Source organism: Salipiger sp. 1_MG-2023 (genome assembly GCF_030547555.1).
Taxonomy (GTDB): domain Bacteria; phylum Pseudomonadota; class Alphaproteobacteria; order Rhodobacterales; family Rhodobacteraceae; genus Salipiger.
In genome coordinates this window covers 101,272-114,018 of record NZ_JAUOQN010000008.1, presented here as the reverse complement: position 1 = coordinate 114,018, position 12,747 = coordinate 101,272, and the positions used below count along the sequence as shown (strand labels likewise).

Below are 12,747 nucleotides of genomic sequence, written 5' to 3'. Positions count from 1 at the left end.
GTCACACCCGGCCGCGCGCTGCGCTACGCCGGGGGCTCCGCGCGCGGCCTCCTACACCAAGCGTTGGGACACTACCTGGTGGTGCACGCTGTTCCCCGGTCTGGCGATCTATTTCACCGTCCTTGGCTTCAACCTGATGGGCGACGGGCTGCGTGACGTTCTGGACCCGAGGCAACGATGATGGACAGCACACCGATCCTCGACATCCGGGATTTCTCGCTTGTTTTCGACACGTTCGACGGCGCCTATCACGCCATCGACAAGGTCGATCTTTCGCTGGCCGCAGGCGAGGCGGTGGCCCTTGTCGGCGAGACCGGCTGCGGCAAATCGGTGCTGACCCGCGCCGCCTTCGGGCTTGTGCCAAGCCCGCCCGCCCGGATCACCTCGGGCTCGGTGCGGCTCGATGGGCGCGAGCTTCTGGGCCTGTCGGATCGCGAATTGCGGGGCGTGCGCGGCAAGGATGTCGCGATGATCTTTCAGGACCCGATGACCTATCTCAACCCGGTGTTCCGCATCGGCACCCAGCTGACCGATGCGATCCGGGCGCAATCGGGCGGCAAGGTGAAACGCGCCGAAGCCCGCGACATCGCGCTTGGCATGCTAGAAAAGGTGCACCTGCCCAACCCCGAACGCCAGTTCAAAGCCTATCCGCACGAGCTGTCGGGCGGCATGCGCCAGCGCATCCTGATCGCCATGGCGCTGGCCGCCAAGCCCAAGCTGCTGATCGCGGATGAGCCGACCACGGCGCTGGATGTCACCATTCAGGCGCAGATCCTCGACCTGATGGCCGAGCTGGTCGAGGACATGGGCCTGACGATGATCATGATCTCGCATGATCTGGGCGTGGTGGCGCAGGTCTGCTCGCGGGTGGCGGTGATGTATGCGGGCAAGATCGTCGAGGACGCGCCCATCGGCCAGATCTTTGACGCCCCCGCCCATCCCTATACCAAGGGCCTGCTCGACGCCCTGCCCCACCCGTTCAAACGGGTCGAGCGGCTGGCATCGATCCCCGGCACCCTGCCGGACCTGCTGAACCCGCCCAAGGGGTGCCGCTTCGCCCAACGCTGCGCCAGCGCCCACGCCGCCTGCGATGCCCCGGTCGGGTTGCGCCGCGTGGCACCGCAGCACACGGTGGCCTGCACCCTGTTCGAAGACACCCCGATGAAAGACCCCGTTCATGAGCACTGACATGCTGAGCATCCGCGGCCTCGACGTGCATTTCCCGATGCCCAACGGGCAGGTGGTGCGCGCGGTCGATGGCGTCTCGCTATCGCTGAAACCGGGTGAAACCGTCGGCTTGGTCGGGGAAAGCGGGTCGGGCAAGACCACAGTGGGCAAGACCGTGCTGCGGCTGGTCGAAGCGACCTCGGGCGAGATCCGCATCGGCGATGTCGATGTGCGCAAGGCCAGCCTCAAAGGGCTGAAGAGGCTGCGGCGCAAGGCCCAGATCATCTTTCAGGATCCGCATTCCTCGCTCAATCCAAGGATGACGATCCACCGGGCCGTGGCCGAGGGGCTGATCCTGAACACCAGCCTGCGCGGCGCGGCGCTGCACGACAAGGTGTCGACCATTCTGGAATCCATGGCCTTCCGGCGCAATTCCATCATCGCTATCCGCACGAGCTGTCGGGCGGGCAGAAACAACGGGTCTGCATCGCGCGCGCGCTGGTCCTTGACCCCGATCTTCTGGTGCTGGACGAGCCGACATCGGCGCTGGACGTGTCGGTGCAGGCGCAGATCCTCGGGGTGCTGAAGGATCTGCGGATCACCCGCCCGGCGCTGACCCAGCTGTTCATCTCGCACAATCTGGCGGTCATCCGCTTTCTGTGCGACCGCGTCGCGGTGATGTACCTTGGCAAGATCGTCGAGGAAGGCCCGGTCGAGCAGGTGTTCGAAGACCCGCGCCACCCCTACACCCGCGCCCTGCTGTCGGCGGTGCCGGTGCCCTCGGCGGTGAAACGCCCCGACCGCATCCGCCTGACCGGCGACATCCCAGCCCCACCGACATCCCGAAAGGTTGCGCCTTTCACACCCGCTGCCCGATCGCTAAGAAGGGAACCTGCGATACCATCGCCCCGGATCCGGTCGCGCTTGGCCCGGACCGGCAGGCACGGTGTCACTTTGCGGATCACACGAAAGGTGTAGGACAGGAATGAGCTTTCCGCTCGACCGATTGGCGCTCCAACTCGATTGGAACCTGCTGCGGACGTATATGGTCATCGTTCAGGAACGCTCGATCACCGCGGCGGCCCTGCGGCTGAACCTGTCGCAGCCATCGGTCTCGGCCGCCCTGCGCCGCCTCGAAGAGCGGCTGGATCTGCGGCTGGTCGAACGGGGCAGCGGGCAGAACTTCGTGATCACCCGCTCGGGCGAATTCGTCTACCGCGAGGCGCTGGAGATCTACGGCGGCGTCGTGCGGCTGAACGATCTGACCGCCAACGAGGGCCAGTCGTTGTCGGGCAACGTGGTGATCTATCGCTCCTCGCATCTCGAGATGGATTCCATCACCCCCGCCCTCGAGGAGTTTCGCCAGCAGCACCCAAGGGTCACCCTGTCGATCCGCTCCGCCTCTTGCCGCGAGGTGTCGCAGGCGCTGCAACAGCGGGTGGCCTCGGTGGGTTTTTGCACGCAGATCGACCCGACCATCCTGCGGTTGCGGGCACAAGCCTTGCAGGCGCAGGAATTCGGCGTCTATTGCGGGCCGCGCCACCCCTTGTACCGGCGATCGCCGGTCGATCCGGAGATCCTCGCCGCCTCTGATGTGGTCGGCTACGAAGAAGACCGCATGGCCGGCGCCCTCTCGGCGCTGGCGCTGTGGCGGGTGCGTCACGGGGTCGGCGAGCGGGTCATCGCTGCGGCAACCGGGATCGACGATCTGTCAGAGCTGGTGGAAAGCGGCACCGCCATCGGCTGCATGGCGCGGGGCCACGCGCTGCGCTACGGCGCGCGGTTGTGGCAGATACCCGTGCCGGCGCAGGCGCCGCTGATCGATGTCTTCTTGTCATTTTTCACAAATAAGTTCAGCGCGGGTTGTTGTTTTCATTGACACGCGCCTGTCACAAAAAACTTCAATACTGATCGCCAAGCAGTTCATTGCGCTGCGCGACCGTCAGCGAACGATTCAGCGCGTTGCAGGAGGCAGGATCGGTCATGGACTTGGAATCCGTTCCGAAAGACGTATGGCAGCAGGCCGAAGAACGGGCGGCTTTTCTTCGGCCGCTTGCCGCCCTCGATGCGGCACCAGCGCATCTCGTCCGCGTTGCTGCCGTTGATCTGCGAATTTCTGAACGTTGGGCTTATGGGCTGATCCGCCGGCTGCGTGAAGAGGGCGGTGCAGTCACCGCGCTTTTGCCGCGCGACGGCCGTGGTGCTCCGCGCAAATCCCGGATTGCGGGGAATCGCGAAGCGATCGTCAGTCAGGTCATCGAGGGCCGCTATCTCAAACCACAGAAGGCGCGACCGTCGGAAATCATAAAGACGGTTCGGGCTGAGTGCCGGAAGGCGGGCGTTTCACCTCCGAGCGAAGCCACGATCAGGCGACGGATCAACCGGATCGACAAGGGTGTCGCATCTCGGCTGCGCGAGGAAGATCCGGAGACGAAGCCTGTCTTCGGCGCGACCCCAATTCCGAAATATCCGCTCGACATTGTGCAGATCGACCACACGCCGGTCGACGTGATCCTGGTCGATCCGTTTGAGCGACTGCCAATCGGGCGGCCATATCTGACGGTTGCAATCGACGTGATGAGCCGGACAATAGCGGGTTTCCATCTTAGTCTCGACCCGCCTTCCGCCGCGAGCGTCGGCCTGTGCCTCGTCCATGTCGCCGCCAATAAGAAGTCGTGGATGACTGCGCGCGGCATCACTGATGTGGACTGGCCGATTGCGGGAAAGCCAAAGCAGATCGGTGTCGACAATGCCGGTGAGTTCCACTCGCAGGCTTTCGGGCGCGGTTGTGCGCAACATGGCATCGAGATCGACTGGCGGCCGCCGGGGCAACCTCAGTTCGGTGGTATCGTGGAGCGTGTGATCGGAACCCTTATGCAGCGCATCCACAAGTTGCCTGGGACGACCTTTTCAAACACAGTGCAGCGAGGCGCATACGACAGCGAAGGGCAGGCCTGCCTGACCCTTGAAGAGCTGGAGCGCTGGCTGACTGTTGCGATCTGCAAGGATTATCACCGATCCGGGCATCGCGGTCTGGACGGAACCGCGCCGCTTGCGCGGCTGGAAGAGGGTCTTGTGGCCCTCGCCCGATCCGGCGGCAGCATTGCCATCCCGCGTGACATGCGCAGCTATCTGATCGACTTCCTTCCGGTCCTGCGCCGCACGTTGCAGCGTGACGGGTTTACCGTCGATCATATCCGCTATTTCTCGAACGCCCTGAAGCCGTGGATCGTGTCGCGCGACGTCCGGACAGAGGGGCCTCTGATCCTGCGCCGCGATCCACGAGACATCTCGCGTATTTATGTTCTCGACCCTTTCGACGGCTCCTGGCTCGAAGTGCCGTATCGCACGCTCTCCCGACCGTCGATGACACTCTGGGAACATCGGGCGGCGCGGCGACGGGCGCAGGAACGCAATGCGGCTACCGTGGACGAGGACGCCATTTTCGCCGCCTTTGAGGAAATGCAACAGATCGAGCGCAACGCAGTCCGGCTCTCCAGGAGTGCCCGCCGCCGTCGGTCACGGCCGGAACTGGACCGGCAGATACCATCGGCAGCCGGATCGCGGGCGGCGGTGCAGACCGGGCTTTCGCAAGACGAACCCGATGGTCCGCCGCGACCATTTACAGACATAGAAGAGTGGTAGCGACGATGGACCACCTTCGACCCGAAGCCCGACGCATCGCGGAAATGTCAGCTGTCGAGCGGCTTGATTTTCTCGCGACCGACCGCTGGATCGGCTATTCTCGGGCACAGGACGCCCTGAAACGCATGGGCATGCTGTTGGCGACGCAACCCGGCCGTGTCCGGCCACAGAACATGCTGATCGTAGGGCCGAGCAATAACGGCAAATCGACCATTGCCGAGAAATTCCTGCGCCAACACCCCCGACGAAGTTCGGAAGAAAGGGACCGGCACATTTTTCCGGTCCTCTCGGTTCAGATGATACCTGACGTCACAGCACCCCGGTTCTATGCACAGTTGCTCGATGCATTGGGATCACCTTTCGGGAAGATGCGGCAGACGGATCGGCGGAACGCTGTGACGCTGAACCTTATGCAGGCCTGCGGTGTCCGACTGCTTCTCATAGATGAGTTGCACAACCTGCTCTGCGGCCCGTCATCACGGCAACGCGAAATTCTGGGGCTTATCCGGTATCTGGGCAATGAACTGCGTATTCCGATCGTCGCGCTTGGGACCAGGGATGCTTGGTTGGCCCTACGGTTGGACGACCAGCTCGAAAACCGCTTTCAGCCATTCCTGCTGTCGAGATGGGATGATGGTTCCGAGACCGGGCGGCTGCTGGCCAGCTTCGAGACGGTGATCCCTCTGCGCGAGACCTCCGGTCTGGGCCTGCCCGCATTGCGCGCGGTGATCGTTGAGCGGTCGGAGGGCCTGATCGGGGAAATGCACCAGCTTCTTTCGAGCGCGACTGCACATGCGCTCATGGAGGGGCGGGAACGTATCGTGGAAGACGATCTGGTTAACTGCATTTTTCAGGCACCCTCCTTCCGGCGGCAGATGATGGAACGGGAGCTTCGGGCATGAAGCCGGAACCGACCTGGCCGCTGCACCCGCCACCGGGGGATGTCGATACGCTGCGTCATTACGTCCAAAGCCTTGCCCGCCATTATGGTGTTCCGTTCAAGATTTTCTGTTTTTACGCCCTGAACATTGCGCATGACGACGAAGAGGCGCGTTCATTCATTCAGCCGCCAGAGGCCGTGCTGGAGCGCCTGTCCGGCGGCCTCGGACTGGCGATGAAAGATTTGCGCATGTTCGAAGAACGCCGTCGAAGAAATCTCGCGCGGCTATCGGCGGAGTTCGAGGAATGGATATCTACGCCGGAAGGTCGGCAGAGGTATGAGTGGGCCATTCCACAACGACCGTAACATTTGGGCACACCCGGAGGTGACAGGTCATTGTGACAGGCTGAAATGTCACAAATGAGTGGCGCAAAAGCATTTGTGACAGTATCAGGGTATCAGCCACCCTAACGTGACAGATTGCCATGCCCCGGATCGGATACGCCCGCGTCAGCACATCGAGCCAGGATCTCGATATCCAGAAGGCCAAGCTGAAGGAGGCAGGCTGCGAAATCATCCGTGCTGAGACCGGCTCCGGGGCATCCCGCGACAACCGGGCCGAGCTGGCCACAGTTCTGGAGTTTCTGCGCGCAGGCGACGAATTGGTAGTGCATCGCCTCGACCGTTTGGGCCGGTCAACGCGCGACGTGCTGAATCTGGTGCATGAACTGGACGCGAAGGGGGCCGCGTTGCGCGTTCTGGAACCCGAAGTGACCACGGCAGGTGACATGGGGCGCATGCTCATCACCGTCCTCGGCATGGTGGCCGACATGGAACTGAAGTTCATCCGTGATCGCCAACGCGCGGGCATTGAGGCGGCGAAGGGCACGGGCGTCTACAAGGGGCGCCAGAAGCGGGTGGACGACCTGAAGATCCGCAGGTTGGCATCGCATGGCATAGCCAAGGCGCAGATCGCCCGCGATCTCGGCGTATCCCGCATGACTGTTTATCGTGCGCTGGAGGCCAGAGACACCGAAGCGGACTTAGAAACGGAATAAGGCCACCGGCAGCTGTGCGGGACGTTCCTGACGATTTCCGCGCTTGCTCGATCTCGTGCTGCGTCTGCAAGAGGCGACCGGTCGTCGTCAGGAAGCTGAAGTTTAGCAGTCAGGTCGAACCTTTCGGATAATGCTCCAGAACGTGGTATAGCATTCGATGGCCATCAGTATTCTCGGTAGAGCCGGGTTGCTGAGCAAGAGGGGGCATAAACTATCGAAGAGTTTTTGCGTTGCTGACGACAAAGTTAGCGTTTATCGCTAGACTGAACGTGGAGCCGCCGGGGCACCGCTAGCACAAATCGGACGGCACAGGAATGGTAGACAAACAATCGGCGGCGGGCATTGTTTCAGACGCACTGCGGACGGCAATCATCAATAATGAGCTGCCCGCAGGCGAACGATTGCGTCAAGATGCGATTGCCACGCGCTTCGGAGTCAGCCAAATGATTGTCCGCGAAGCCTTCAAGCAACTCGTCGTCGAAGGGCTCTTGCGGAATGAGCCCAGGCGCGGCGTGAGCGTCTCGAGGCTTAACGCGGACGAAGCTTGGGAGATTTCGCAGTTGCGCGCACTGATCGAAGCGCAGGCTCTGCAATGGGCAATTCCCAACATGACGCAGCGCGATTTTGACGCCTATCAAAAGATCCTTGCAGATCTTGACGTGGCGCCCACCGTCGACGACAAGATTGTCTTGAACGCTCGTTTCCACGAGGCACTCTATACGCCGTCCGAGAAGCCCCGGACTCTTGAGATGATCGAGAACCTGCGCAAGAACTTCGAGCGCTATTTACGCTTTACCTGGGAAGAGACGCACCATTTGAAGCAGTCACAGGCTGAGCACTGGGCCATTCTGGAACGTTGCAAAAAACAAGATTGCGAAGGAGCGTGCTCATTGCTTCGGCAACACATCCTGTCAACAGGCGAGCTTCTAGTCGCCAGCCTAAACAATATCGAAGCGCAGTCCATCCAGATACGCACCTGATCCTAGGAAGGTGGATCAGCCGTCTTCAATTTCGTGGCGATCTCCTCCTCCCTTGTAATCATTGCACTTCATGCGACCGCCGCAGGCCCGCTACGCGTGCGGCCATGCACTTCTCCATCTAAATGCTGTTGACATATTTCGTATTAGCGATTATCGCTAATCGCTAGAGAAGCAATTTGGGATGAAACAATGCTACGCCTTTCCGACTTCGACGCCGTCACCTTTGACGTCTATGGAACCCTGATCGACTGGGAACCGTCGCTTATCCGCTTCCTCAAAGACTGGGCCGGGACCCACGGCATCAAGGCCGATGGCGAAGAACTGCTAATGGCGTTCGATCAGGCTCGGGCCGAGATCCAGAAGGAGCGGCCTGCGCATCTTTACCCCGAGATCCTACGCCGCTGCTTTGGCCGGATCTGTGCATCCTATGATGTCCCCGTCGATGCCAAAACTTGCGAGGCATTTGCGGCAACGCCTCACGACTGGCCCGCTTATGCGGACAGCCATGCCGGACTCACGGTTTTGCAATCGTCGGCCAAGGTAGGAGCGCTCAGCAACATCGACGATGCGTCTCTGAAAAGCTCCTGCACCAAGCTGGATTTCAGCTTCGATGTGGTTGTGACCGCCCAGAAGGTCGGGGCCTACAAACCCGACTGGCCTCATTTCGATACGGCCATCGCCGAACTCGAAGCCGCGGGTATTGCGCGAAACCGCATTCTTCATGTCGGCCAGAGCCTGCGCGCGGACGTCACGCCAGCCAACACGCTCGGCCTGAAATGCGCCTGGGTTAACCGTCCTGGCCGACTGCTTGGCCTTTACGGCGAAGGCGCCGCCGAAGCCCGCCCGGATATCACAGTCTCCAGCTTGGAGGAACTCGTCAAGGCCATCACCGAAAATTAATGCGCACAACAAGGGAGAACGCACTATGAGAAAGAAAATTACTTTTACTTCAGCCCTGCTCGGGCTCGCGTGTTTGGTCGCGACTGGCGCCCAAGCCGAGATGACCGATCCGGTCATCGACAGGATCAAGGCGAACAACGTCCTGTCGATTGGCTATCGTGAAACCTCCATTCCCTTTTCCTATCTCGATGCCGATCAAAAGCCGGTCGGATATTCGACCGACATCTGCCTCGAGCTGGCCGAAACGGTAAGGAGGCAGCTTGACCTACCGGATCTGGACATCAATTGGGTGCCTGTAAACCTCCAGAACAGGATACCGCTTGTCGCCAATGGCACTGTCGACATTTCATGCGAATCCGCCGTCAACACGATCGGGCGGCAGTCCCAGGTTGATTTCTCAAACCCGTTCTTCGTTTCGCATACCCGGCTGTTAGTCAAAAGCGACTCGGGGGTGACGGAACTTGAGGACCTCGTGGGTGAGCGGATCGCGCTGCCGATGAACTCCACCCCGGAAAAGCTGATCAAGTCCATCATCGAAAGAGACCAGCTCGATATCGATATCGTCAGCGTCAAGGATAACGCCGAGGGCTTCCTGATGCTCTCGACCGGCCGGGCGGATGCTTATGCCACAGACGACATCTTGCTTTTCGGGCTTCAGGGTAAGGCGCCGGATCCGTCTGAATATGCTGTCGTCGGGCAAGCGCTTTCGCATGATTCCTACGGACTGCTTGTGCAGAAGAACAGCACCGTTTTCCTGACATTGGTGAATGCCACGCTGGCGCGACTGTCCCGTGAGGGCAAGCTCGAGACGCTCTATGACAAGTGGTTCACGCCTATGGGCATTCCGCTGGCCGACGACCTCAGGACCAGTTTCGCCCTTCAGGCGATACCTGAATAACGATAGAAAGGCGGCGTCGACAATGAATTATTCATGGAACTGGGGCGTCCTGTTCGCAGAGCCTTACCTATCGTGGATCATCGCCGGCGTCGGGATGACATTCGTGATCTCGATCTGCGCCTTTGTCATCGCCTTGGCGATTGGCGCATCCATCGGAACCCTGCATAGCACCGCGCATGTTGCGGGACGCACCTTGGCCGGGATCTACATCAGCGTCTTCCGAAACATCCCGCTGCTGCTTCAAATGTTCATCTGGTATTTTGTGATCCCCGAACTGCTGCCCGCTGACCTGGGGCACTGGGTCAAACGCGACATGCCCTGTCCCGAGGTTGTAACCGGCATAGTTGCGTTGGCACTGTTCACGTCGGCCCGGGTTGCCGTGCAAGTCAGTGCCGGAATCGCGGCCGTGCCGCGAGGCCAAGGGCTGGCGGCGATGGCGGCCGGCATGAGTTCAGCGCAGGCCTATCGTCTTGTGCTGCTGCCACAGGCCTTCCGCATCATCATGCCGCCGTTAACCTCGGAATGCCTCACCATATTCAAGAACTCCTCGATAGCCCTGACCATTGGTGTCTATGAGCTAACCGCGCAGACGCAACGCATCCAGAGCCAAACCTACCAGGGATTTGAGGCTTTCACCGCCGCGACGGTGATCTACCTGACAATCGCGCTGACCGTCACCTTCACAATGCGCACGATCGAACGCCGCGTGGCGATCCCCGGCACTTCGGCGGGAGCCTGAAAATGAGTGGATTTGATCTTTCTGTCATCATCGACTCGCTGCCGTTCCTACTCAGGGGACTAGGGTTCAGCTTTATGCTGACGGGTGTTGCCATGGTCGGGGGGCTGGTTCTCGGGCTGGTGCTGGCCGTCATCAGGCTTTCGCGCTTTCGGCTCGCGGCCTGGCTCGCCGCTGCCTATGTTAACGGATTCCGCGCCGTTCCTCTGATCCTTGTGATATTCTGGTTCTACTTTCTCATCCCGCTGCTGCTGAATCGACCGATCGGGGCGCTAACCTCGGTCCTGATCGCTTTCGTCATGTTCGAAGCAGCCTATTATTCCGAGATCATCCGCGCCGGGCTAAAAGGTGTGCGCGCCGGTCAATGGCAGGCCGCTTACGCTTCGGGGTTCAGCTATCTGCAGGCGCTCAGGCTCGTGATCTTGCCACAGGCGCTGCGCAAGATGGCACCCCTCATGGTCACGCAGGGCATCATTCTCTTTCAGGATACGGCGCTGGTCTATGTGGTGTCACTGCGGGATTTTATGACGAGCACAAGCATTGTGGCCAATAACGAGAACCGTCTGGTCGAGTTCTACCTGTTCGCAGCACTGGTCTACTACCTGATCTGTACGCTCGGTGGGGCTTTCGCAACCCGGCTCAAGAAGGCGGAGACTTCGCAATGACGACCCGCCCCTGCTTTGAACCTTTCAACCCAAGGAAGATACAACCGATGAAAAAAGAGGAGATGATCTCTGTCCAAGAGGTGTCCAAGAGTTATGGCACCCTCAAAGTGCTGCATGAATGCAGTCTCAGCGTCGCTCGGGGCGAGGTTGTGGTGGTTTGCGGCCCCTCGGGCTCGGGGAAGAGTACTTTGATCAAATGCGTTAACGGGTTGGAGACCATCGACAACGGTCGCATCGTCGCTGACAGCGTCGTCGTAGGACAGGGCCGGGCCGAAACGGCGGGTCTGAGGGCGCGGATGGGGATGGTTTTCCAGCATTTCGAGCTCTATCCTCATCTCTCAGTCATCGAAAATCTATGCTTGGCACCAGTTCACGTTTTGCAGCGCACGCAGGAGGCCGCCCGGGCCAAGGCGCATGAGTTGCTCGATCGCGTCGGTCTTGCGGATAAGGCCGGATCCTATCCCGGGCAACTTTCCGGTGGACAGCAGCAGCGCATCGCGATTGCCCGGGCGCTGGCAATGGATCCGGTGGCCATGCTGTTCGACGAGCCGACCTCGGCGCTCGATCCCGAAATGATAGGCGAGGTTCTCTCGGTCATGCTCGAACTGGCCAGCGAAGGCATGACCATGGTGGTGGTCACCCACGAAATGGGCTTTGCCAAGGCCGCCGCCGACCGGATCGTCTTCATGGACCAGGGCCGGATCGTCGAAACCGCCCCGACTAAACAGTTTTTCTCGAACCCGGAGTCCGATAGAGCGCAAGCCTTTCTCTCCCGCGTCCTGTCGCATTGAGGCCAACATGACCCTGAACCTTCCAGACGTCCAAGACGTGGCCGAAGCACGCCGCGTACTCGGCCCGGTGGCCATTCGCACACCTGTACTTACCTCCGAGGCACTCGACCGGGCGACCGGTGGCCGCATCTTCCTGAAATGCGAGACCCTTCAACATACGGGGGCGTTCAAGTTCCGCGGGGCCTACAACTGCCTCTCCCGGCTTGATTCCGCGACCTATCCCGATGGCGTGGTGGCCTATTCCACCGGCAATCACGGCCTAGCCGTCTCACGGGTTGGGCAGATGCTGGACATCGCGGTTCGCATCGTTATGCCCCGGGATGCTCCGGCCGTGAAGATCGCCCGGGCGCGTGCCTTCGGGGCCGAGGTGATCCTGTACGACCGGCATAGCCAGACCCGGGAGGCGATCGCGGCACGAATCTCCGCACGCGCCCGGGTCGCGGTCGTGCCGCCAGGTGACAATCCGCATATCATCGCCGGGCAGGCAACTGTGGTCACCGAAGCGCTTGAGGACATTGGCGCGAAGCGCGTTGAGGCTGTCTGGGTGCCCTGCGGTGGCGGCGGGCTTGCCGCCGGGAGCTGTCTCGCAGTTCAGGCTGCCGGATCGTCCGCCGCAGTCTGGGGTGTCGAGCCCGAAGGGTTCGACGACACCCGGCGCTCGCTGGCTTCGGGCCGACGCGAGACAAATCTCGCCCTGAACGGATCTATCTGCGACGCCCTTCTGGCCCCCACGCCCGCTGAGCTACCCTTCGCGATCAATGGCCCGCACCTTGCGGGGGCCGTTAGTGTCAGCGATGCGCAGGTGCTGGCGGCCATCCGATTTGCCTTTGAAGAACTGCGGCTGGTGGTGGAGCCCGGCGGCGCGGTCGCACTTGCCAGGGCGCTGGCCCGTCCCGAAGATTTCCGTGACCGCACAAGCCTGATTGTTCTCTCCGGGGGGAATATCGACAAAGCTCTATTCGAGGCCGCGATGCGCACCGACCCGGACGGCGAAGGCGCAATTTCGCAGCCCATTTTTCTTTGAGGT

14 protein-coding genes and 2 pseudogenes are annotated in these 12,747 nt (G+C 61.0%); all 16 read left to right on the top strand.

Annotation, left to right across the window (positions count from 1 at the left end; all coding sequences use genetic code 11):
- Positions 1-181: pseudogene (locus Q4543_RS06420) on the top strand (hypothetical protein); the annotation flags it as partial.
- Complete coding sequence (locus Q4543_RS06415) at positions 178-1,188, top strand: ABC transporter ATP-binding protein (protein WP_216003792.1); 1,011 nt, start codon at positions 178-180, stop codon at positions 1,186-1,188. The pseudogene Q4543_RS06420 and the gene Q4543_RS06415, both read left to right, overlap by 4 nt.
- A pseudogene (locus Q4543_RS06410) lies at positions 1,178-1,650 on the top strand (ATP-binding cassette domain-containing protein); the annotation flags it as partial. The gene Q4543_RS06415 and the pseudogene Q4543_RS06410, both read left to right, overlap by 11 nt.
- A gap of 39 nt (positions 1,651-1,689) precedes the next feature.
- Positions 1,690-2,145 carry an ABC transporter ATP-binding protein gene (locus Q4543_RS06405; RefSeq protein WP_303436965.1) on the top strand — a complete coding sequence of 152 codons (456 nt, stop codon included), beginning with the start codon at positions 1,690-1,692 and terminating at the stop codon, positions 2,143-2,145.
- 7 nt (positions 2,146-2,152) lie between these two features.
- Complete coding sequence (locus Q4543_RS06400; RefSeq protein ID WP_303436964.1) at positions 2,153-3,046, top strand: LysR family transcriptional regulator; 894 nt, start codon at positions 2,153-2,155, stop codon at positions 3,044-3,046.
- A 104-nt stretch (positions 3,047-3,150) separates the two neighbouring features.
- On the top strand, positions 3,151-4,812 hold the full coding sequence (locus Q4543_RS06395; protein ID WP_303436963.1) for a Mu transposase C-terminal domain-containing protein: 1,662 nt from the start codon (positions 3,151-3,153) through the stop codon (positions 4,810-4,812).
- Positions 4,813-4,817: 5 nt separating this feature from the next.
- Positions 4,818-5,714, top strand: a complete 897-nt coding sequence (locus tag Q4543_RS06390; RefSeq protein WP_303436962.1) for a TniB family NTP-binding protein — start codon at positions 4,818-4,820, stop codon at positions 5,712-5,714.
- Positions 5,711-6,058, top strand: a complete 348-nt coding sequence (locus tag Q4543_RS06385) for a hypothetical protein (RefSeq protein ID WP_303436959.1) — start codon at positions 5,711-5,713, stop codon at positions 6,056-6,058. Before Q4543_RS06390 ends, Q4543_RS06385 begins: the two co-directional genes overlap by 4 nt.
- A 119-nt stretch (positions 6,059-6,177) precedes the next feature.
- Positions 6,178-6,750 (top strand): recombinase family protein, encoded by a 573-nt coding sequence (locus Q4543_RS06380; RefSeq protein WP_303436958.1) that lies wholly within the window; start codon positions 6,178-6,180, stop codon positions 6,748-6,750.
- A gap of 314 nt (positions 6,751-7,064) precedes the next feature.
- Entirely contained in the window at positions 7,065-7,730 is a 666-nt protein-coding gene (locus Q4543_RS06375; protein WP_303436957.1) for a GntR family transcriptional regulator, read from the top strand.
- 189 nt (positions 7,731-7,919) lie between these two features.
- A complete protein-coding gene (locus Q4543_RS06370; RefSeq protein WP_303436956.1) occupies positions 7,920-8,630 on the top strand; it encodes an HAD family hydrolase in 711 nt (236 codons plus the stop codon).
- Positions 8,631-8,655: 25 nt separating this feature from the next.
- Entirely contained in the window at positions 8,656-9,528 is an 873-nt protein-coding gene (locus Q4543_RS06365) for an amino acid ABC transporter substrate-binding protein (RefSeq protein ID WP_303436955.1), read from the top strand.
- A gap of 22 nt (positions 9,529-9,550) precedes the next feature.
- On the top strand, positions 9,551-10,267 hold the full coding sequence (locus Q4543_RS06360) for an amino acid ABC transporter permease (RefSeq protein ID WP_303436954.1): 717 nt from the start codon (positions 9,551-9,553) through the stop codon (positions 10,265-10,267).
- A gap of 2 nt (positions 10,268-10,269) precedes the next feature.
- Positions 10,270-10,929, top strand: a complete 660-nt coding sequence (locus Q4543_RS06355) for an amino acid ABC transporter permease (protein ID WP_303436953.1) — start codon at positions 10,270-10,272, stop codon at positions 10,927-10,929.
- A 62-nt stretch (positions 10,930-10,991) separates the two neighbouring features.
- On the top strand, positions 10,992-11,720 hold the full coding sequence (locus tag Q4543_RS06350) for an amino acid ABC transporter ATP-binding protein (RefSeq protein ID WP_303436970.1): 729 nt from the start codon (positions 10,992-10,994) through the stop codon (positions 11,718-11,720).
- Between the two features lie 7 nt (positions 11,721-11,727).
- Complete coding sequence (locus Q4543_RS06345; protein ID WP_303436952.1) at positions 11,728-12,744, top strand: threonine/serine dehydratase; 1,017 nt, start codon at positions 11,728-11,730, stop codon at positions 12,742-12,744.
- Positions 12,745-12,747: the final 3 nt, after the last annotated feature.